This is a genomic window from Nostoc sp. GT001 (assembly GCF_030382115.1).
Lineage (GTDB): Bacteria > Cyanobacteriota > Cyanobacteriia > Cyanobacteriales > Nostocaceae > Nostoc.
In genome coordinates, this window is the sequence record NZ_JAUDRJ010000003.1 from 2,318,738 (window position 1) to 2,339,525 (window position 20,788).

Sequence of the window (20,788 nt, forward strand, 5' to 3'; positions counted from 1 at the left end):
AAAGATATAAAATTTCCTCACTATCTACCGGACAGCGCTATTCCGGGTTAGGATGATGACTAGCAATGCTTTGATTTAGCTATCGATATTGAATTGTTGAAATTTTATGGGCAATAGTCCACAAGATGGCAGTATCAACCTCCTCTGAGCTGTGGTGAGGAAGTCTCCCAGCGCGGGGGAGACTTAGGAGATATATATCATGCTCACAGAAGATATTCGTGATTTGCTAACTGATACTACCGATTTAAACCAGTTGAAATGGGATTTAAATCGCTTGCAACCTGTGGATGTGGGAGACTACATTACACAATTGCCTGAACAACAACGGGCGATCGCATTTCGTTTACTCAATAAAGCTCAGGCAATTGATGTATTTGAATATTTGCCTACAGTGGTGCAGGAAGAACTAATTAATTCTCTACATGATGTCCAGGTAGTGCAACTTGTAGAAGCGATGAGTCCCGATGAACGGGCAGAATTATTTGATGAACTACCCGCTGGGGTAATCAAACGGCTATTGCAAGAACTCAGTCCAGAACAAAGGCAAGCAACAGCAACAATTCTCGGCTATCCAGAAGGCACTGCTGGGCGGGTGATGACAACCGAATATGTCCGCTTGCGGCAAGGATTGACTGTAGGCGAAGCTTTGAGCAAAATCCGCCGTCAGGACGAAGACAAGGAATCGATTTACTACGCCTACGTCACCGATGATAACCGGACGCTGGTGAGAGTAGTTTCACTACGGCAATTGCTGTTTACCTTTCCCGATGTTTTCATCAAGGATATTGCTAGCGATCGCGTCATCAAAGTGAGAACTGAAACTCCCCAAGAAGAAGTGGCGCGAATTATGCAGCGCTACGACTTAATCGCTATCCCCGTAGTTGATCGGGAAGACCGATTGGTGGGCATTGTCACCATTGATGATGTCATGGATATTTTGGAAGAGGAAGCCACAGAAGATATCCAAAAACTGGGGGGTGTGAGTGGTGATGAAGCAGCTTTATCCTCTCCCCTGTTAACCATCCGCAACCGCTTGCCTTGGCTGTTGGGGATTATGGCCATGTATATTGGTGCAGCCAGTGCGATCGCGCCTTTTCAATCTGTAATTGCCGCAGTACCAGTTCTAGCAGTAATCATGCCAATTTTTTCTAACACTGGTGGTACTGTCGGTATTCAATCATTAACGGTAACAATTCGCGGCTTGGGAGTGGGAGAAGTAACACCCAAAGATACCTTAAAAATTCTTCGCAAAGAACTTCTAGCTGGTTTAGGTACAGCTCTCGCTTTAGCCACGACCATGATACTGCTTTCCTTAATTTGGGCGCGACCCCAAGAGCGATGGGTGGCTTTAATTGCCGGAATGGTCATGGCAACTAATACAATTGTGGCTGTTACACTCGGCACTTTACTGCCAATGGCTTTGAAACGACTGAAGCTTGACCCCGCCTTGGTTAGTGGCCCATTAGTGACTACAATGCTAGATACAATTGGATTTTTAACGTTCCTTAGTCTAATTTCTCTAGCTTTAAACGTTTTGCATTTACCAACATAAAGGGATTGGGCATTGGGCATGGAGAAGAGACAAGGTAGACCAAGAAGAGGGGGGAGACAAGGGAGAGGCTTGTTCAATAATTCCCCCTTGTCCTCCTTGTCCCCCTTGTCTTCTTGTCCCGCTTGTCTCCTTGTCCCCCTTGTCTCCACTCCCCAAATTCTATGCCTACTACAACTTGGAATCGTCATCACATTCTTTCCCTAGCTGACTTCACTACTACTGAATACGATACAGTTTTGCAAACTGCGGCCAGTTTTCAAGAGGTGCTATCACGGCGGACAAAGAAAGTACCAACCTTGCAGGGACAGGTGGTGGCGAATTTATTTTTTGAATCGTCTACCCGCACCCGCAGCAGTTTTGAACTTGCAGCGAAACGCTTAAGTGCAGATACACTAAACTTCGCCGCCGCCACATCTTCTATGACTAAGGGAGAAACAATTCTCGACACGGCGAAAACCTATTTGGCAATGGGAACTGATATTATGGTAGTCCGCCATCGAGAGGCAGGAGTACCAAATGCGATCGCATCTGAAATGGATCGTCTAGGTGTACGAGTTAGCGTCCTCAATGCTGGTGATGGTCAACACGAGCATCCTTCTCAAGCACTGCTAGATTTATTTACCATAACTACTCTAATTGACCCAGCTAGTCCCAGACTGGAACTTTTAAAGGGGAAAAAGATTGCCATTGTTGGGGATATTCTCCATTCTCGTGTGGCGCGATCGAATATTTGGAGTTTAATTGCTAGTGGTGCTGAAGTTCATCTGGCAGCACCACCAACCCTTTTACCTAAATTATTTGCCGAGTTTATCTCGGAGGAAGTAGAAGGCAGAAATTATTCCCCCAATCCCCAACTATTTCTACACTGGCAATTAGAACCAGCTTTGCAGAATGCCGATTTTGTCATGACTTTACGTCTGCAAAAGGAACGGATGACAGCTCATTTACTGCCAAGTTTGCGAGAATATCATCAACTGTTTGGCATTACACGCACAAAACTGCAACTTTGTAAACCGAACGTCAAAGTTTTGCATCCAGGCCCAGTCAACCGTGGTGTTGAAATTAGTTCTGAATTGATGGATGATCCAGAATTTAGTCTCATTCAATCACAAGTTACCAGCGGTGTTGCCGTTCGCATGGCCTTGCTGTATTTGTTAGGTAGCGGCAAAGCTTAATATAATCTCAGTTGGAAATTTACTCCCATCGGACTAAGTTACGGAAGAATATCTCATCTCATGGCATTTATTATTCTTCCGATCGCATGAGGACAGAATTCTCTAATCTTGGCACACTGGTATCGTAGAAGATCAGAATTTCATGACTTCTAGAAGTGTCCGAGGTAAATTATGAAACGAATTTTTTTGACGGCAGCAGCCTTACTCAGCACGCTATCTTTAGCTGCTCCCATTCCCGTCAAAGCAGAAAATTCCGCCCCTGTCCGCCGCTTGTTAGAAACTAGAGAATGTATGGGATGCAATCTAGCAGGAGCTAACCTCAAAGGCGCTCATCTAATCGGTGCTGACTTAAGAAATGCAAATTTAAAAGGAGCTAATCTCGAAGGTGCTAACTTAGAAGGTGCAGATTTAACTGGTGCTAATTTAAAGTCTGCTAATCTTACAGATGCTTTTGTCAGCGGTACTAGCTTAAATAATGCTAATCTTACCAACGTTGATTTGAGTAATGCTCATTTATATAATACTGACGTAAATGGCGCAGTTTTGGCTAATATTGATTTAACTGGTGCTGATGTCTTTAATACTGACATTAGCGTAGGTGGTGAATATTAATGATCGCTCATTATACAAAAGTAATGAGTTAAGAGTTTAACTTAACTCCTAACTCTCTACTTTTTAACTTTTATTCGCCAGTAATCGATAGTTCATTAACCCAGATTTTCGGGCAAACACCACCTGGCGTTAACTCTGCTTCTTTTTCTACATAAATAATTGACTTCAAGAGTTCCAAGAAATCGCCAGCAACTGTTGCTGACTCAATACTCGTCCTGACACCCTTATTAACTAGCCAACCATCAAACGGCAAAGAAAAGGAACCTTGCAAGGATTTAACTCCAGCATGGAGAGCTTGTAAATCATCGATAAAAATCACATTTTCAGCAGTGTCTAAGCTAAACTCTTGCTCAGGAGTTGCTGTTGAAAATACGTGATAAAAATTGGGACTGACGCTGACTTTTGCACCAATACTAGCATTACCCGTTGGCTGGGCATTTAACCTTTTAGCAGTGCCAGCACTATGAAGAAATCCTGTTAAAACGCCATTTTCAATCAGGGAAATTTGACGAGTGGGAGTTCCTTCGCCATCAAAAGTTTCCGCACCAACGTTAGCTGGGTGCAGTGCATCATCGGAAACTGAAATCAAAGGAGAAGCAATTTGCTTACCTAAATCATCAGGGGTAGATAGGCTTTGATTGTCTAAAATACTTTGGGCATTGAACAAGTTAGAAAAAGCACCCAGCAGACTTAAGAAAGCTTCTGCTGAGAAAACAACTCGATATTTACCAGTCTTGATTTTTTCATAATTCAAGTGACTGATAGTTTTATCGGCGGTTTCTTTGATGCAACCATTAATATCTAGATTATCTAAACGTTGGTTGATTCTATAAGCGCCTGCACTGCGAGGTTTTTTGCCATCTTCCTCAGTTTTGCTATAAAGATAAACTGATGCTAGAGAGTGAGATTCAGTTCTGACTGCACCATCGCTATTGAGATAAAACCTGTCAATATCTCTTTGCGATAAACCGTTATAAGGTACACCTTTAATTGCTGGATGGGCTGCCAGTAATTCTTTTTCAGCTACCAACAATTTTTCTATGAGTTCAGCAACAGGTGCTTGGGGTACTTTATCTTGAGGTTTACTTGGAATCGGAGTAGTAGCCTCTGGACTAAAATCAGGAACATTTTCTTTAACACCAAAGAAACTGGCTTCGTAGGCAGTTTTTAAAGCTAATTCTAGTCCCTTGGGGTCTACATCTGTGGTGCTGGTAACACCCATTGTATTATCTTCATTCCAGACACGAACAGTAACACCAGAGCGGTTTGAAGCTTTCACTTGTTTTGGCTCACCTTGGTCTACTTGCACGCTAGTATCATCTACTGTTGAGCCATAAATGTCGAATTTCTTAATGCCAAGTTTATCAGCATTGTCCTTGGCAGAATTTGCAATTTCATTTATATTCGGCATAGTCTATTTTGGATTTTGGATTTCATATTTTGGATTGGAAGCGATTCCATTTTTGATATTAAATTTTGGATTTTGGATGTTACGACTGCAACTCTAGTTTGTGGTAGTTGCTCAACTAGACGAATAACTCATAACGCCAGCTGCTTTGTTCTAGCCTTAAACTCCTGCTCATTCACAATCCAAAATCCAAAATCTAAAATCTAAAATTCTTATCGTCCACCTACGGTAATAGAATCAACCTTGATATGGGGTTGTCCGACTGTGGTGTAAATACTGCCACTAACGGAACCACAAAAACCTGGTGCAATTTCCAAATCTTGGGAACACATGGAAATTTTATTCATGATTTCCTTGGCTTCACCGATGAGAATTGCTCCCTTTAACGGTTTGGTGATTTTGCCATTTTCAATTAAATAAGCTTCATCAACACTAAAGTTAAATTGACCTGTAGCACCAACGCTACCACCACCCATCTTTTTACAGTAAATACCTTTATCAACAGAGGCAAATAATTCATCATTGCTATATTCGCCAGAATCAATATAAGTATTACGCATCCGGCTAGCAGCGGCATAGGTATAATTTTGGCGGCGTCCACTTCCAGTTCTGGGGTGTCCGGTGCGTGAGGAACCTGTTCTATCTGCCAAGAAGTTTTTCAGAACACCTTTTTCAATTAAGAGGGTTCTTTGAGCAGGCATACCTTCGTCATCCATGTCAATTGTTCCGAAGGCATTTTCAGAACGCCCTTCATCCCAAGCTGTCAAACTTTCATGGGCAATTTTTTCGCCTTTTTTGTCAGCAAAGGGAGTGGTATTACGTTCTATTTGAGTGGTTTCTAGCAAGTGTCCGCAAGCTTCGTGGAAGATTACCCCACCAAAGTGATTGGCCATAATAATCGGGTAAGTACCTGATTCCACGTAATCTGCGTAGAGCATTTTTCCAGCCGATTCTGCTATTTTCTCAGCGGCTTGTTGAGAATCCCAAGTTCTCAAGAAGTTGGCATCACTAGTATTACCCGCGCGATCGCCAATTGAGGTACGATTAGCACCATCAGCACACAATAGGTTAAATCCGACTGATTGCGTGAGGCGAATATCACGGGCAAAAGTCCCGTCACTAGCAGCGATTAAAACTTCTTGCCAATCCCGGAAATAGGTAGCACGGCGCGATTGAACATGGCTAGCTTTTTGCTTCAGGTGGGCAGTACCATCTAGGAGAATTTCTCCCATTTCTCGGATGGAGCTACACACTGGTAGCCATGCATCTTTACCTCTTTTGGTGGCGTAATCTCTGAGTAATTCTAGGTTGATTTCTGGGATGAAAGCCTTAGCAGTGGGTAGCTGCAATCCCAAGATAGAAAGACCTTTTTCTAAGGCTGCTTTCAAACCGGAAAACGAAAGGTCATTGGTGCTAACGTAGCAGTCAGCTTTACCACGAAATACTCTGACTCCCGCGCCTGTAGACAGACTGGGTGAAATACTCGTGATGGCGTCATCTTCTGCAAGAGAACTAATATAGTTGCGACGCTCTAAAAATAATTCGATGAAGTCAGCACCAGCGGCGCGTCCTAGTCCCAGAAGGGTAGCCAGGGGGGCTTCCCAGGTTTCATCGAAACGCTCTGGTGTGGAGGAATATTGGAGAGTGGGAAGTTGATTCGAGAGAAGTAGCGTACTTGTAAGCATGGGTAGCCTCGTCTGCTGGCGTAGTTCAGAGATTTGACTGAAAAAATCCTGGTTTGTTCAGTCTAACAAATGAGCAAAAGCCACAGTTGCTAGAAAAACGTGTGGATTTCCCTCCCCTTTAACAACGCCTTGGCAAATCCGCCCACAGACTAGAAATTTGGAGCTATTTGACGAATAATTCAGAAGTCAGAATACAAAAGCGGAGCAAGGAAAGCTCCGCTTTTGTATAAGTGTAGAAAAATACACTTGTATTTATGTATTTACTGGCACTCTTCTCAACCAAAGAATCCAGACTTTTCTTCTCAGGTTTATTTACGGTTTGCCATTCTTAGTGGAATTCTGAGTGTTTCTTGCTGTTTGAAAGTCTGACCTAAATTAGAAGCTGGCTCTGTTGATAGTAGATTCTTAAACAAGAGCTTTAGTGTTCGAGTAATAGTTTTAAGAATTTTCATTTTACTAGCAGTCGGCTTTTGGTCGTATCTCAAAACCATTGGAATTTCTACGATTTTTGGTTTGAGGGCTTTGGCTTTCAGCAGTAAATCTATCATGCAAGCAAATCCACTTTCAGTGAATAGATTGTCTCCATAATACATATCCAGTTTACTGAGGAAAGTACGGTTATACAGTCTGTAACCACAAGTGTAGTCTTTTACGCCTGGTACACGGGCGGCAATTCTGAAAAGCCAGCTGGCTCCGTAACTCATCAGCTCTCTAAATTTTGATAAGCCTATGACTTTAGAACCTTTGCGATATCTAGACGCGATCGCAATATCATAGCTACCAGCTATCATAGTGTCATACATTTTTATTAATAGCTCTGGTGGTTGAGTATTATCACAATCCATCGCCGCTAAAAAATCACCTTCTTTGGAAATTTCTAAGAAAGTCGTGAAACCTGTTTTAATTGCTTGACCTAAACCAGCATTTTTAGGATGTTGGACTAACTTCAGTAATATACCTAGTGATTGAGATTCATCTATTGCAGTCTGAGCAGTTTTATCACTACTGCCATCATCGACAAGAATCAGTTCTATCTCTATATTAAAGATTTGCTGCAATGTTTGGAACTTTTTGAACAAGGGTCGAATTGACTCTTGCTCGTTATATGCGGGTAAAAGAACAAAAAGACTCATAAAGACCTCGCGTGATTTTTAAAATAAAGTGTGATTACTCAAATTTCAATAATTCACTAATGCTGATTTTTTGAGAAATTCATCGACTTGTCGAACTACTGCGTTGTTGTTGACGCTATCGTTGACCAACTGTGAGGTATTGACGACGAAAAAATCATCGTTTTCAGTACTCACTTTTGGAACAAGGCTGGAATAATTTAAAACTTGTAGTGGCTGTACTTTAATCGCTCGATTAATATGTGCTGCTACAATGTCATCTGCTTTAAGTTCGGGGAACATTAAACGTATACCTTGGAAAAATATTGGACGTAATTCGTCATCTGGTTGTTTTAACAATGGGTCGGTGGAAAGAATATATTTTGGTAGGAATGTAATGTGATACCCTGCTGTCTCTTCTAAAGAAACTAAGTTACTCATACCGATAACTCCGGTAAAAGGAATGTTTTTATCGGCAATATTGACTACGTAATAAGGAACTAGAGGTTTACGAGTAATCAGTACCATGCAGATTACACCCAGGTATTCTACTGTTTTAGTAGTGTCTGAAACTTTCACCAGTTCCCTCGCAGCAACCTGTTGCAAGATATTAACTGGGCCAGTAAAGATGACTTTATCAAAATGCTCTTTTTTACCCTGAGATTCTACCCACATTCCACCCCCTGGATGAGGTGCGATATATTCAACCGCAACACCTTTGTGGATATGACCTCCAGCCGCATAAATTAATTTCTCTATATGGTCAAAAACAGTTTTATAACCGCCGGAGACATAACCAAGTTGTTCTTTATTTAATGAAGAATCACGCGCTGAAAATAGTCGTTTGATATAAGCCCAGATAAAAACTGCTGAGATTCGCTTATAATTTTCTCCTAATTTGGATAAAAGCAAAGGTTTCCAAAGCTTTTCGTATGTGTTTTTACCACCTAGTTTTAATAGCCAATCTTCAACTAAAATCTTCTCTAAGCGCCGCCAGTTATTAAGACGTGAACCATATAGAAGAGTAAAAGCTAATCTGATTTTACCTATAATTCCAAATAGAGGAAAACGCAGGAATTCTATAGTATTACTAATAGAATAAAACTTTTTATTGTCATAAAAGCCTGTTAAACTTCGATGCCAACGTAGTTTATCTCCAAGACCAATATCTCTGATAAAGTTTATTAAGTGAGTATCAGAAGGTAGGATAACGTGATAAAAGCGATCCCAGGTAAATAATCCGTAATCATGATAGGTAGTAAGTCCACCAAGCTGCTTGCTACTATCAAATATGGTGACTTTATGTCCTTGATGTGAAAGACGTTGAGCTAATACTAGCCCAGTTATACCTCCGCCAACGATGCCGATATTCATAAATTAAATTTAGATTTTGTGAAAATTTTTAGAGGATGATCTTCAAAAACTATTAATATTAATAATCTGATTATTCGCTTGTTAATCTATCAATGTCCAACTAGAATTACGCCAGTTATAATAACGGAAATTCCTAACCACTGACTAAAAACAACTTCTTCTTTTAAAAGATAGTGAGAAGCAATTGGTACAAATGCATACATTAATCCTAAAACGGGAAACGCTTGACTTAAAGGAATTGTCCGCAATACATAAAGCCACAATATAGTCATAAATGTATAGCAGATAAACCAAATCAAAAAATAACGAGATAATAAGAGATTTTTGAGAGAGCCGCTTTCTCCTTTATTAGAGTTAGAGATATAAAATCCATACTTGAGTGAGAGTTGAGCTGTTGTTCCAAACAAAACAACAAGCATTAAATTTATCCAAGTAAAAATACTCATTTTTAATTTTTGCAGTAATTAATTATCTAAACTTGAGCTTTTTTATGGGGATAACTACTAAAAGAACACCCAAGAAGATAGTGATTACTCCTACTATTCGAGTTAATGTAATCACCTCATTAAAAAAGTAGTATGAACCGAAAAGTATCCCGACATAATTTAAACTTGTCAGTGGATAAGCAATACTTAATTTTACAGAGCGCAGAGCCAATATCCAATTTACTATTCCTAAACAGTAAACAGTAATAGCTAATGATAATTTTTGAAGAAAATCCCAATTAAATACTCCCTCGTTTGTATAAAGCATGGCATTTTTCATCAGCAGTTGTCCACAGATACTAAGTAAAATACTTACAAATAAAATAGTATAAGGGATTATTTTAAAGTTTGAGCTTTGCGACATAGATTTCATAGTACTTTGCCTTAATCAAGATAGTAGGTATGAACCGAGCAGTAAAAAGTCAGTTGTTTTGAACGTTTCATATCCCGGCAACACCTTCTCTAAAATTCGATCTCCACTTCAGTAAATAGACAACAAAATTAGGAAGGCTATGCTGAAGTGACTGATATCAAAATGATCGTTGAAGCTCATGCCCTAAAGTTAAAAACTAAATACTATGTAATATTTCAGTATAGTTGCTCTATCATGACAGCGTTCGATATGATTGGGAGTAAAGCACGCTTATTTTTTTTTACTGGGTTATACTCTCAAGCAAACCAATTTATTGCTTGGCAATTGACACAATCAATTTAGAGTTTGCCCAACTGTGAATTACACATATTTTCTGTGCTACCCAGGTTTGCTCTAACGCTATTTTTAGCGCGATCGCGATAATNNNATAGTAGATGCAGATATAGAGAAGGTTGATAACTTTGTCACAAATTATATCTACATACACAAAGTTTGCAGTGTGCGTAGGTGTAGACAGTTGTAGACATCGCTGATGCTGAACTCTAATTCCACCCACATATTCAACAGATGCACCTAAACCAAAATGNGATTGNNNGAATTGTTGATTAACCCATTCATTAACTTTCATCAGTTGTATCCTGCTGTCGAAATCTTTTGAAGATACTATTGCTCTTCTCAAGCTCTAAAACCTAGCTGGATTGATAAATATTCTCTATTTGCTCCAGGAAAGTTGATTAATGTACTGAACATATCATAAAATTTCTCCCGACTCACAGACATATCTGTAATTTCGGCTGGCAATTAAGCCGATTTATAAAAGTAAAGGCTTTTACTCAAATTGAGTATGTATACGTGCTATTTTTGGGTATGGTAACGCAATAAGTAATACAAGTATGACTGGGGGCGTAAATCATAGAGAGGAGATAAATCAATCTACAGTAATACGCTTTACAGGTTTATGGGGAATTTCGCTGAATGTCCAAATGGAGCCTTTTTAACAAAACAACTAATGCAAACTAGCGTCGGCTAATCAACTTTAAGTTGACGTTAGTTGTATTGAATTTGAGATATTTCTACACCATTCAGTATTAGGTTTGCTTGATTTCTCCTCGTAATTTTAAATAGGCTTTTTTCTCCAAACTTATTGCTACATGTAATTACTTACTAGAATACCACGAGAAAGGTGTGTTGCAAATTTATCGTTATACTTTATCAAAAATTTATCTACTGACAAATACACTTAAACAAAAACTTCATAAAATAAAAGCCCTCCTCCATTATAAATTTTTGTCTTAGAATTTTGTACATTTATGAACTAATTTCTGGGTATTAAGTAGGTAGACATAATTAAATACAAAATAAACTCCTAGTTTGTGGTGAGCGATTTATCGCTCAGAGTAAGGATTATCAGGACTAAAGTCCTTACTACAAACTTTAAGTTTATTTATGCCTAGATACTTAAACTTGTATTACTTGTATTAAGTAAAGAGTTAGTATTAGACTCGATAAATGCAAAGTTAAAAGTTTACCAAAGGAAAATTTAAGCTCGAACAACAGTACTGGCACTGATAATATCACACAACGTTACACCAAATTACAGCCAGAATTTTAGATGACAATCGAGAGTTTGAATTGTTTTATATCCACAAAAATCTCCATCTAAATTCACATATTTTAGACAGAGCTATTAGTCCGCCAATTTGACTTGGCTGGGTAGAGATATTTCTATTGTTCGGATTCATTATCCTCACAAAAGTCTGTTGGTAATAATGATTAACAATCCAAATTGAATCTGTCAAGATGCTAGTACTAAATTTAAAATCAAGCTAATCGCTGCAAAATATGCAATTTTATTAGTACTCTTTTTGAACCAGTAGGCAGTAGCTAAAACAGTAGATAGTGGTATCAAGAAAAACAACGCTGAGTTTCATTGGCTGGATAGAGGTTTCTCTAGGTTGTTTTCCTATTGTTTGGACTCATTATCCTGCAAAAGTCTGTTGGTAATGACGAAGACAATGATTAATAATCCAAACTGAATCTGCCAAGGTGCTAATACTAAACTTAATATAAAGCTAATCGCTGCAAATACACCTGCAAGATATGCAATTTCATCACTACTATTTTTGAACAAGTAGCCTGTAGCTAAAGCAGTACATAGTGGTATCAAGAAAAACAAAAGCATTTTACTAACCTCTGAACTAAAGGTTGTAGTGTTTTTAGAACAAACAAATTTTTTGGAAGTGTGGTTAATCTTACATCCAATAAGGTTTTGGCTACAACAGTCGAGCGAAATAAATATTATAGAAAATCAAGATTACGCAAGGTTGTATTTTACGCCAATTGGAATAATTATTGCGATAGATGAAGCGCCAAAAAACTTGACAACCCCTTTTTCTGTGTTCGATGGTGAGCGTAGCAAGCTTTAAAAGTGGGTACGAGACGCTACGCGAAATTGCGTAGTGTTTAAGGGACTTCCAAGCAAGAAATAAATTATCCATTTTGTGGGGTGGGCAACATGAGCGCCCTAAATCTGGGACGGGTGGGGACACCCATCCGACAAGAAAATTTGGGATGTTTTTTTATTTGGAAGTCCCCGAGAAACAGACAATTCCTATGGGTGATGCTACTTTTGTCGTTCTCCTCAATCAGCCAAGCTGCCCTGTGCTAGACAAGTTCTGATTCATCTACGCGGATTGAAAGGGTTATAAAACTTGCGTAGGTGGGTTTTGTCTATTTCGCCAATTGCACTCTTGCGAGCAATCATCTGGTAAATTAGCTTAAAACTTTGGCCTTGCGCCAGGATAAGGGTCTAGCATATTACCTTTAGAAGTAGCATTTTCATTTTAGACACCTAATGCTGAACATTCCTCAAATACTGGCAACTGAAATAAACCTCAAATCCCATCAGGTGCAAAACGCGCTGGAACTTTTGGCGGAGGGTGCAACAATTCCCTTTATTGCACGTTACCGCAAAGAGCGCACCGATGAAATGAATGAAGTGCAACTACGCGAACTGGCCGATCGATATACTTATTTAACAGAACTGGAAGAACGAAAATCGGTGATTTTAAGTGCGATCGCCCAACAAGATAAACTTACAGATGAACTCAAAGCTAAAATCTCATCTTGCTTACAAAAAACCGAACTTGAAGATTTATACTTACCCTATCGCCCAAAGCGCCGCACCCGTGCCACCATCGCCAGAGAAAAAGGACTAGAACCACTAGCAGAGTTCATCAAGTCGCTAAATGTCAAAAATGGTGCAACGGCTTCTTTGGAAGAAGAAGCGGCTAAGTATATTTCTGAAACCAAGGGAGTAAAAACAGCAGAAGAAGCGCTCAAAGGTGCTGCTGATATTTTGGCAGAAGAAGTAGCTGAAAAAGCTGAGTTACGTGCGTATATCCGCGATTATCTTTTAGAAGAAGGGGTATTCGTCTCCCGCATCAAAGATGATTATCCCGAAGGTACAACCAAATTTGAGATGTACCGTAACTATCAAATAAGGGTAAAAAATATTGCACCCCACAATATGCTGGCGTTGTGTCGGGGTGAAACCGAAAAAATATTAAGCTTTGAAATTGCTTTCGATGAGGATACGGTACTTTACTATCTTGAGTCGAAAGAAATTAAAACCAAAGTACGGACAATTCGAGATTTTTATCAATCAATGTTAAAGGATGCATTCAACCGTTTGATGAAAATCTCTCTAATGGGAGAGGTAATTTCCGAGAAAAAAGTTTATGCAGACATAGAATCAATCAAGACATTTGAAACTAATCTGCGGGAGTTGCTGCTGTCTGCACCAGCAGGGATGAAACCAACCTTGGCGATAGACCCTGGATTTAGAACTGGGTGTAAGGTTGCTGTCCTCGACCAAACGGGACAATTTTTGGAATATCAGGCAGTATTTCCCCACCAAGCGGCTGAACAGCGACTCAAAGCTGCACAAACTGTCAAAAATCTGATTGAAAAGTACAAAATTGAGTTAATCGCCATCGGTAACGGTACAGCGTCCCGCGAGACAGAGGAATTTGTTACGCAAGTATTACAAAATATAGAACGCAAACCAGTTAAGGTGATGGTGAATGAATCTGGCGCATCTATATATTCTGCTAGCAAAGTGGCGCTAGAAGAATTTCCCGATTTAGATATTACTGTGCGTGGCGCAATTAGTATCGGCCGCCGTTTGCAAGACCCTTTGGCGGAACTAGTGAAAATCGATCCCAAATCTATTGGTGTGGGACAATATCAGCACGATGTCGATCAGAAGTTGTTGAAAAAGAAATTGGATGACACTGTAGAAAGCTGCGTGAATTACGTCGGCGTAGACTTAAACACCGCCTCCAAAGAACTTCTGACATCTGTCTCTGGGATTACGGCAACCGTTGCCAATAACATTGTTGCCCATCGCAACCAGAATGGAGCCTTTAAAAATCGCCGACAACTGTTGAAAGTTCCGAAGCTGGGGCTAAAGGCTTTTGAACAAGCAGCGGGTTTTCTGCGGATTCGCGGCGGTGATAACCCATTGGATAATACAGCAGTGCATCCAGAGAGTTATTCTGTAGTAGAAGCGATCGCATCTGATCTAAATGTGCCATTAAATCAGGTAACAGAAATTGCCGAAAAACTCAAAAAGACCAATCTGAAGAAATATGTTACCGATAGCGTCGGCGAACCCACACTGCGCGACATTCTCAGCGAACTAGAAAAACCAGGTAGAGATCCTCGCGCTGAGTTTAAGTATGCCACCTTCAGAGAAGGAATTAAGGAAATCAGGGACTTAAATGTGGGAATGGAACTAGAGGGAATTGTGACGAACGTCGCCAACTTCGGTGCTTTTGTCGATATCGGCGTACATCAAGATGGCTTGGTGCATATATCCCAACTTGCTGATAGATTTGTAGACGATCCCAACAAAGTTGTCAAAGTTGGACAAGTAGTCAAAGTCCAGGTGTTAGAAATCAACGAGAAACTCAAACGGATTAGTTTATCGATGAAAGCAGTTAAACAATAATTAGAAACAGCAGATGGCAGTTTATCAAGTTCGATTTATCAATCCTACACTTGGATTAGATCGCACCATTCCAGTACCAGACGATCAATATATTCTGGATATGGCGGAAGAAGCTGGTATCCGCCTACCATCTGGGTGTAAACAAGGCGAATGTTCTGCGTGTATTGCTAAACTTATTAGTGGTGAAGTCGATCAAAGTGAGCAAAAATTTCTACGCCCCAGCGAAATACAGGCTGGTTATGTTGTTACTTGTGTAACTTATCCTTTGTCTGATTGCACTTTAGAAACCCATCAAGAACAAGTCTTATATAAATCAGCCCTTTATTATAAGCCTGAGTCTGGAAAGTCTGAGCGATCGCAATACTAATCGGTTAAGAAGATTTATAGGTTGGGTTAAAGGTAGTGAAACCCGACAAAATCGTGAAAATGTTGGGTTTCGTTCCTCAAACGCCACGTGCTTCTCCCTTGGCGCGAGCCTCTCCCAAAGGCTACCGTGTACACACAAGTATATGCAGCAAAGGTTTCAACTCTTTTAGTCCCCGAAATGCCCAAATTTTGGGCAACTGGAAACTTCATNNNTCCACCTAATTTTAGGAATAGGGCGATGAAATCAAGTTTTAGGTAGGATTTCAAGACTTGTGTGTACACCGTAGCCCAAAGGTAGAAGGGCAGACGCTGCGCGTAGCTTGCTTCCCCGCAGGGGTACAAGTTGGGGAACTGCAAGGGCGCAGTGGCTCCCCAACCTACCTCGGAGTGCTTTTTTAAGTAAAACCTACGCAGGATTGGAACCGCTATATTTTTCTCAATGATAGGCCTAATGGTAGAACCAAATTCTACCTTACAAGAGAGGTTAAAACCTAGAACATAGCTGAAGATGAGATAAGAAGTTACAAAAAATCTTTAGTGATTAGGTAAGAAAAATGTTAACACCATTATTAACCGCCCTAGCTACAGCTTTGAGCCTGTTGATTGTTGATTTAGTTGTTCCAGGCGTTAATATTGCTAACTTTCCCGCGGCTATAATTGCTGCTTTAGTAATTGGTCTAATTAACGGTTCAGTTAAACCAGTTTTGTCTGCTCTTTCTCTACCACTTAACTTTCTATCATTTGGAGCATTTTCGCTCGTTGTCAACGGTTTGTGTTTCTGGTTAGCAGCAGTCCTAGTTCCTGGGTTCGCAGTTCGCGGAATTATTGGTTTCCTTCTTGGGCCAGTGATTCTAACTTTTGCTAACACCTTTATTAACAACTACTTTGTTGAAAGAAACCTGTTAACCAGCAGTGGCGATGTAAAAACCCAAGGTGAATTACCTTCTAGATAAGTAAGTATTATAAGGAGTAGAAATACCAGTTTTATCACATCTCTACTCCAAATAAAATATCCGAAGGTGGATATTTTATAATTCGGTATATTCAGCAGAATGTAATTAAAGAAACTCACAAAAATACGGCAAAATCATGAAATTAGTTCGTTTTCTTCTAGGTTTGTTAGTGCCTCCTTTAGGCGTTTTCCTGACTGTTGGAGTTAGCCCAACTCTGTTTATTAACATCTTGCTCACAGTTTTAGGTTGGCTTCCTGGTAGTATTCATGCAATTTGGGTTATAGCCAAGCATGATGAACAAATGAATAGAGAAGGAAATATCTACTAATACGCAAGATGAATCTTAGGTAATCCTAAGTATGGTGCGTTACGGCTTTAACCGTAACGCACCATTTCAGTTTTTACTAGAATAAGAAGTTATAAGTTATTTCAAGTTGAACTTGCATATAAGAATCATATTTAATTTATAAAAAAATATTAGTAGTCTTGTAGGGTGTATTAACAGAGTGTAAGGTATCACAAGCTTGGAATATTGCCGTACTTTCTGTGCTAACGCACCCTACTAAATCTGAGTATTTAAGAAATATACAAACAAATACGTTAGTAGGGACACAGCATTGCCGTGTCCCTACTAAAATTATATATGTATCAGAGTTTTCGTGAAAAGCAGTCTAGTCTATTTATGAATAGTCTCCCGCTCTTTAGTAGCAGGTTCCTTATCTTTGAATAAGTCAGCCGCCGTTAAGAGTAACTCTCTCAATGTTTGTTTGATTTGCCGCTCTTTTCTGGCTAGAGATGTACCAGCTTCACCCAGTTTATCTTCTAACTGCGATCGCTTCTGTTCTACCTGTACAGCCATAGACTCTGCTTGAGGACGAGCCTTATCGTACCAGTGTTTAGCCTCGTCTAGATAATCTTGAACCTCCATATTACGTCCGCCGTAGCGTGCAGCCATATTAGCTCGGACAATGGCTAGCTGTGCTTGCAGTTGCGCGTAACGCTTCTTTAACAATCCGACTTCTTCACTATCTTTAATAGCATTGACAGCAGAATCTATTGCAGTTTTAGTACTAGCAGGTTTTTCCTTACCCGTTTCTTCAATCTCTGCCAAAATTACATCAACCTCTTGTTGGAGTTGTTCTTCTTCACCATCAAGTTGAGCTTGTAACCTTTTTATATCTGTTTGAGTTTGAGCAATGCTTTCGTGTCTTTTGCTATTAATCCCTTCCAGCGCTCCTTCAATGGAAGCTGTCACTTCATCTTTGAGTTCGCCACCTTTTTCTTGGAAGTTTTCAATTACAGCAGACACTGCATCTTTTACGATGCTACGAACTTCACTAGAACCTTGTTTAAACTCAGAAGCTACTTGAGAAACTGCGGATTTTACTATTTCTCGAATCCTCTCAGTTCTTAATTGTCCAGTTTCTTTCGCTTGTTGCAAGTCGGCTTGAATTTGTTGCTTGATATTGTTAGGCATTTTCAACTCTTGGGATTTAACTAATTTGGATAAAATTTTCTAGAGATGTTCTTACATCAATATTATGGCGTAGCCCGATCAGGCTTGGTACTTCCTTTAGATAGAAAATTCCAATCCCAAAGAGGTGATGTGTAAGATGTTACCCATTTATGAGATGATGAATATTTAGTGGTAGTAATTAGGAGTGAAATATGTGGCAAGTAAATATTACTTGTTCGGGTGATGCCTGGAAAATCTATGGTGTTGATTTTAAAGCGATCGCAGCGAAATATCAAGGTGAATTGATTGGTTCCAAAAAAATGCCAGATGGTACGCGCATCATGTCTTATAAAATTGAGGATGTTAGTGATGCAGAAGCTTTTCAAGAAGATTGTGCAAATTTTGCTGGATTTGCAACTGACTTTGAATCCCTCTAGTATTGGTTTTGATACTTATGCTTACAACTAGTATGTCCAAATCTGGAGAAATTAATTGAAAAAACTACTTACATTAGTATTAGTAACGTTTTTGTTATTAATCAGTACTTTTACTTTGCCTGCTAGTGCAGCAGACACAGTTAACGGTGAACAAATATTTAGTGTTCATTGTGCTGGTTGTCATATCAATGGTAGCAACATAATTAGGCGAGGTAAAAATCTCAAAAAGCAAGCCCTAAAAAAGTATGGTATGGATTCAATAGAGGCAGTTACATCTATAGTTACCAATGGTAAAAATAATATGTCAGCCTACAAAGAACGTCTCACTGAACAGCAAATTCAAGACGTTGCTGCTTACGTTCTCGAACAAGCTGAAAAAGACTGGCGTTAAAAAGTCAGGAGTTAGGAATTAGGAATTATCAGTTATGATTTATCTATTAGTAATTGTTAAGTCTTCCCATTCCTAACTTTTCACTCATAAATTGAAAATGAACTTACCCGCAGCTAGTCGTCTCCAATTTACTCCCGATTTGAACATCTGCCGCATATTAAATGGGATGTGGCAAGTCTCCGGCGCACACGGACAGATCAATCCCCAAGCCGCTATTGAGACTATGTTCAAATATTTAGATGCTGGCTTTACCACTTGGGATTTAGCAGATCATTATGGCCCTGCGGAAGACTTTATTGGTGAGTTTCGTTGCCAACTAATTGATACTCGTGGTAAAGCTGCTTTATCTCAGGTACAAGCCTTTACGAAATGGGTACCTCGTCCAGGCAAAATGACGAAGAAACTCGTCGAGGAAAATATTGATATTTCCTTGAGAAGAATGAATGTGCAATCGTTAGATTTGATGCAATTCCACTGGTGGGAATATCAGGATAAAAATTATCTGGATGCCCTCAAATATATGGCAGAGCTTCAGACTGAGGGTAAAATTAAGCATCTAGGTTTAACTAATTTTGACACGGAAAACTTGAAGATTATTACTGAAGCGGGTATCAAAATTGTTTCTAACCAAGTACAGTTTTCGCTTATTGACCGCCGTCCCGAAGTTAATATGGTAGAGTTTTGTCAACAGCATGACATAAAGCTTTTTACTTACGGTACACTGTGCGGCGGTTTGTTATCAGAAAACTATTTGGCTAAACCAGAACCGCAAGGATTTGATCTCTCCACTGCTAGTTTGAAAAAATATAAAAATATGATCGATGCTTGGGGTGGTTGGCGATTATTTCAAGAGTTGCTGGCTATTTTGAAGGAAATTGCTAATAAGCATGGGGTAAGCATTTCCAACGTGGCAGTGCGTTACATTTTAGATCAGCCAACGGTGGGCGGTGTGATAGTTGGTGCCAGACTTGGTGTATCTGAACATATAGAAGATAACGCCAAAGTATTTAGTTTTAGTTTAGATGCAGACGATCGCGATCGCATCAATGCAGTATCTCGCCAATCACGCGATTTGTACCAGCTAATCGGCGATTGCGGCGACGAATATCGGCGATAATTTCGGGAGAAAGGTGATAATACGGTGAAGGTTAATGTGGAAACTATTGCTGTCAGCCACGCCCCTAAACTCACCTTCGCCCTCAGTCAACAGCAGACTTTTGAATTACGCTGTGATTATGGCTCACATCGCCTGGATAAAGCGGAGGTTTATGGGGGCTGGTTTGGCGAGTGACAATCACTTAAACCTGTAAATTGCTTTGCATCCGGGAAAAGAAATTCAATTTGGAACCGAATTTTGTAATAACAATTCCACTTGATGAGTCTCCTGTGTGGATTTTCGGTACTTTCAGATGCGTTTACCCAAGGACAATCTCAATCCTGGCAAAATTTAAGTTTTAATAAGCACCGTATTTCCTCACAAGTTCCTCACAGTCTTTTTATAACTTCAAGATAGAGATGCTCAACTTTTTCAAGAGATAAATCTTAATATTGTTTTTATGAAAACTGTATGACTTTACAAATTCCTAATGAAAATAGTCAAACCAATACCGATACCCAAAGCACCAATCCAACTGAAAACCGAATTAAGGAAGCTGAAAAAGTAAAAGTAGATTTTCTTCTTAAAGAATATGAGGTATTACGACAAGAGATTTTAGATAAATTTAAAGGTCGTAGTAATCTTATTAGCTCTGGTGTTGCAGCTTTAACTGTTTTTATTACAATACCTAATATACTACAAGAAAATGATAATGTAAGTAGGATAAGTGATACAATTACTAGTTTTGATCTCTTCTTTTTTCTGATTTTAGTACTATTGATTCCTTTGGCGTGTTCTTTAATAATATCATTCTGGACAGCTTATTCATCAACAATAGCTACCATTGGTTTGTATCTGACACATATTGAACAAAGAATTGAAAATTTATCACCAGATACTTCATCATTTCATCCCAAAAAAGAACTTATTCATTGGGAGAATTTTTTACGCCGAAATAATTCTAAAAGGTTGCAAGAACTCATTACAAGTGTTGGTTTTGTTGCAATATTCTCATTGATTGCAATATGTTCATTAATCTTTGGCTGTACAACTTTTTTACCAAAAATAAATCAAGATAAGATAAACTTAGTTGTATTCAATGGATTTACATTCATTGGATTATCATGTATTATCTACGGTTTACATTCTAGTATTTTCAATATAAAACTGATATTCAAAGGATTTTCAAAAGTCAGAAATCCTTTATGAGAAAGGGAGTGTTAAAAAGTCGAATTGATTGAAAATATACTTTAAGTTTGAAAAGTATTGGGCGAATAGAATTTGCTACTACACAAACGTTTG

The 20,788-nt window shown here is 39.3% G+C and carries 20 protein-coding genes; 12 read left to right on the forward strand and 8 right to left on the reverse strand.

All coding sequences use genetic code 11. The features are described from left to right. Positions 1–199 precede the first annotated feature (199 nt). The 3 genes from mgtE (at position 200) to QUD05_RS12780 (ending at position 3,339) form a co-directional block, all read left to right on the forward strand. The gene (gene mgtE / locus QUD05_RS12770) at positions 200–1,552 is read left to right on the forward strand and encodes a magnesium transporter (protein WP_289796377.1); all 1,353 of its coding nucleotides are present in this window, start codon (positions 200–202) and stop codon (positions 1,550–1,552) included. 161 nt (positions 1,553–1,713) lie between these two features. Next, positions 1,714–2,727, forward strand: a complete 1,014-nt coding sequence (locus tag QUD05_RS12775; protein WP_289796378.1) for an aspartate carbamoyltransferase catalytic subunit — start codon at positions 1,714–1,716, stop codon at positions 2,725–2,727. 171 nt (positions 2,728–2,898) lie between these two features. After that, the gene (locus QUD05_RS12780) at positions 2,899–3,339 is read left to right on the forward strand and encodes a pentapeptide repeat-containing protein (RefSeq protein WP_289796379.1); all 441 of its coding nucleotides are present in this window, start codon (positions 2,899–2,901) and stop codon (positions 3,337–3,339) included. Between the two features lie 70 nt (positions 3,340–3,409). On the opposite strand, the gene QUD05_RS12785 is transcribed toward QUD05_RS12780, so the two are convergent. The 7 genes from QUD05_RS12785 to QUD05_RS12815 form a co-directional block, all read right to left on the reverse strand. After that, on the reverse strand, positions 3,410–4,750 hold the full coding sequence (locus tag QUD05_RS12785; RefSeq protein WP_289796380.1) for a TldD/PmbA family protein: 1,341 nt from the start codon (positions 4,748–4,750) through the stop codon (positions 3,410–3,412). Between the two features lie 209 nt (positions 4,751–4,959). Next, positions 4,960–6,432, reverse strand: a complete 1,473-nt coding sequence (locus QUD05_RS12790; RefSeq protein WP_289796381.1) for a TldD/PmbA family protein — start codon at positions 6,430–6,432, stop codon at positions 4,960–4,962. 308 nt (positions 6,433–6,740) lie between these two features. Beyond that, the gene (locus QUD05_RS12795; protein WP_289796382.1) at positions 6,741–7,565 is read right to left on the reverse strand and encodes a glycosyltransferase family 2 protein; all 825 of its coding nucleotides are present in this window, start codon (positions 7,563–7,565) and stop codon (positions 6,741–6,743) included. Positions 7,566–7,610: 45 nt separating this feature from the next. Continuing rightward, positions 7,611–8,915, reverse strand: coding sequence for an NAD(P)/FAD-dependent oxidoreductase (locus tag QUD05_RS12800; protein WP_289796383.1), 1,305 nt, complete (start codon positions 8,913–8,915; stop codon positions 7,611–7,613). Between the two features lie 89 nt (positions 8,916–9,004). Further along, a complete protein-coding gene (locus QUD05_RS12805) occupies positions 9,005–9,361 on the reverse strand; it encodes an EamA family transporter (protein ID WP_289796384.1) in 357 nt (118 codons plus the stop codon). Positions 9,362–9,383: 22 nt separating this feature from the next. Continuing rightward, complete coding sequence (locus QUD05_RS12810) at positions 9,384–9,773, reverse strand: EamA family transporter (RefSeq protein WP_289796385.1); 390 nt, start codon at positions 9,771–9,773, stop codon at positions 9,384–9,386. 1,963 nt (positions 9,774–11,736) lie between these two features. Then, positions 11,737–11,955 (reverse strand): hypothetical protein, encoded by a 219-nt coding sequence (locus QUD05_RS12815; RefSeq protein WP_289796386.1) that lies wholly within the window; start codon positions 11,953–11,955, stop codon positions 11,737–11,739. A gap of 672 nt (positions 11,956–12,627) precedes the next feature. On the opposite strand from QUD05_RS12815, the gene QUD05_RS12820 reads away from it, so the two are divergent. The 4 genes from QUD05_RS12820 to QUD05_RS12835 all read left to right on the forward strand — a co-directional run bounded on the left by QUD05_RS12820 (position 12,628) and on the right by QUD05_RS12835 (position 16,434). After that, complete coding sequence (locus tag QUD05_RS12820; RefSeq protein WP_289796387.1) at positions 12,628–14,787, forward strand: Tex family protein; 2,160 nt, start codon at positions 12,628–12,630, stop codon at positions 14,785–14,787. Between the two features lie 13 nt (positions 14,788–14,800). Further along, positions 14,801–15,154, forward strand: a complete 354-nt coding sequence (locus QUD05_RS12825; RefSeq protein ID WP_099103344.1) for a 2Fe-2S iron-sulfur cluster-binding protein — start codon at positions 14,801–14,803, stop codon at positions 15,152–15,154. A 553-nt stretch (positions 15,155–15,707) separates the two neighbouring features. After that, positions 15,708–16,106: a phage holin family protein gene (locus tag QUD05_RS12830; protein WP_190940546.1), complete on the forward strand. Its 399-nt coding sequence runs from the start codon at positions 15,708–15,710 to the stop codon at positions 16,104–16,106. Between the two features lie 136 nt (positions 16,107–16,242). Then, complete coding sequence (locus QUD05_RS12835; protein WP_289796388.1) at positions 16,243–16,434, forward strand: YqaE/Pmp3 family membrane protein; 192 nt, start codon at positions 16,243–16,245, stop codon at positions 16,432–16,434. A gap of 348 nt (positions 16,435–16,782) precedes the next feature. Here the strand turns inward: QUD05_RS12835 and QUD05_RS12840 are convergent, their stop codons facing one another. After that, the gene (locus QUD05_RS12840; RefSeq protein WP_289796389.1) at positions 16,783–17,583 is read right to left on the reverse strand and encodes a histidine kinase; all 801 of its coding nucleotides are present in this window, start codon (positions 17,581–17,583) and stop codon (positions 16,783–16,785) included. 191 nt (positions 17,584–17,774) lie between these two features. Between QUD05_RS12840 and QUD05_RS12845 the strand changes: the two genes are divergently transcribed. The 5 genes from QUD05_RS12845 (at position 17,775) to QUD05_RS12865 (ending at position 20,695) form a co-directional block, all read left to right on the forward strand. Beyond that, positions 17,775–17,999 (forward strand): hypothetical protein, encoded by a 225-nt coding sequence (locus QUD05_RS12845; protein WP_289796390.1) that lies wholly within the window; start codon positions 17,775–17,777, stop codon positions 17,997–17,999. A gap of 55 nt (positions 18,000–18,054) precedes the next feature. After that, positions 18,055–18,390, forward strand: a complete 336-nt coding sequence (petJ, locus tag QUD05_RS12850) for a cytochrome c6 PetJ (protein ID WP_289796391.1) — start codon at positions 18,055–18,057, stop codon at positions 18,388–18,390. Positions 18,391–18,487: 97 nt separating this feature from the next. Beyond that, entirely contained in the window at positions 18,488–19,507 is a 1,020-nt protein-coding gene (locus QUD05_RS12855) for an aldo/keto reductase (RefSeq protein WP_289796392.1), read from the forward strand. A 36-nt stretch (positions 19,508–19,543) separates the two neighbouring features. Next, positions 19,544–19,681, forward strand: a complete 138-nt coding sequence (locus QUD05_RS12860; protein ID WP_289796393.1) for a hypothetical protein — start codon at positions 19,544–19,546, stop codon at positions 19,679–19,681. Between the two features lie 276 nt (positions 19,682–19,957). Next, complete coding sequence (locus QUD05_RS12865) at positions 19,958–20,695, forward strand: hypothetical protein (protein ID WP_289796396.1); 738 nt, start codon at positions 19,958–19,960, stop codon at positions 20,693–20,695. The last annotated feature ends 93 nt before the right edge of the window (positions 20,696–20,788 follow it).

Excerpts from the sequence above, each read along its gene's own strand:
- QUD05_RS12785 (WP_289796380.1), bottom strand. The coding sequence starts at position 4,750 with ATGCCGAATATAAATGAAATTGCAAATTCTGCCAAGGACAATGCTGAT.
- QUD05_RS12810 (WP_289796385.1), bottom strand. The coding sequence starts at position 9,773 with ATGAAATCTATGTCGCAAAGCTCAAACTTTAAAATAATCCCTTATACT.
- QUD05_RS12795 (WP_289796382.1), bottom strand. The coding sequence starts at position 7,565 with ATGAGTCTTTTTGTTCTTTTACCCGCATATAACGAGCAAGAGTCAATT.
- QUD05_RS12830 (WP_190940546.1), top strand. The coding sequence starts at position 15,708 with ATGTTAACACCATTATTAACCGCCCTAGCTACAGCTTTGAGCCTGTTG.
- QUD05_RS12840 (WP_289796389.1), bottom strand. The coding sequence starts at position 17,583 with ATGCCTAACAATATCAAGCAACAAATTCAAGCCGACTTGCAACAAGCG.
- QUD05_RS12865 (WP_289796396.1), top strand. The coding sequence starts at position 19,958 with ATGACTTTACAAATTCCTAATGAAAATAGTCAAACCAATACCGATACC.
- QUD05_RS12815 (WP_289796386.1), bottom strand. The coding sequence starts at position 11,955 with ATGCTTTTGTTTTTCTTGATACCACTATGTACTGCTTTAGCTACAGGC.
- QUD05_RS12825 (WP_099103344.1), top strand. The coding sequence starts at position 14,801 with ATGGCAGTTTATCAAGTTCGATTTATCAATCCTACACTTGGATTAGAT.
- QUD05_RS12800 (WP_289796383.1), bottom strand. The coding sequence starts at position 8,915 with ATGAATATCGGCATCGTTGGCGGAGGTATAACTGGGCTAGTATTAGCT.
- QUD05_RS12820 (WP_289796387.1), top strand. The coding sequence starts at position 12,628 with ATGCTGAACATTCCTCAAATACTGGCAACTGAAATAAACCTCAAATCC.
- QUD05_RS12835 (WP_289796388.1), top strand. The coding sequence starts at position 16,243 with ATGAAATTAGTTCGTTTTCTTCTAGGTTTGTTAGTGCCTCCTTTAGGC.
- QUD05_RS12775 (WP_289796378.1), top strand. The coding sequence starts at position 1,714 with ATGCCTACTACAACTTGGAATCGTCATCACATTCTTTCCCTAGCTGAC.
- QUD05_RS12845 (WP_289796390.1), top strand. The coding sequence starts at position 17,775 with ATGTGGCAAGTAAATATTACTTGTTCGGGTGATGCCTGGAAAATCTAT.
- QUD05_RS12805 (WP_289796384.1), bottom strand. The coding sequence starts at position 9,361 with ATGAGTATTTTTACTTGGATAAATTTAATGCTTGTTGTTTTGTTTGGA.
- QUD05_RS12790 (WP_289796381.1), bottom strand. The coding sequence starts at position 6,432 with ATGCTTACAAGTACGCTACTTCTCTCGAATCAACTTCCCACTCTCCAA.
- QUD05_RS12780 (WP_289796379.1), top strand. The coding sequence starts at position 2,899 with ATGAAACGAATTTTTTTGACGGCAGCAGCCTTACTCAGCACGCTATCT.
- mgtE (WP_289796377.1), top strand. The coding sequence starts at position 200 with ATGCTCACAGAAGATATTCGTGATTTGCTAACTGATACTACCGATTTA.
- QUD05_RS12855 (WP_289796392.1), top strand. The coding sequence starts at position 18,488 with ATGAACTTACCCGCAGCTAGTCGTCTCCAATTTACTCCCGATTTGAAC.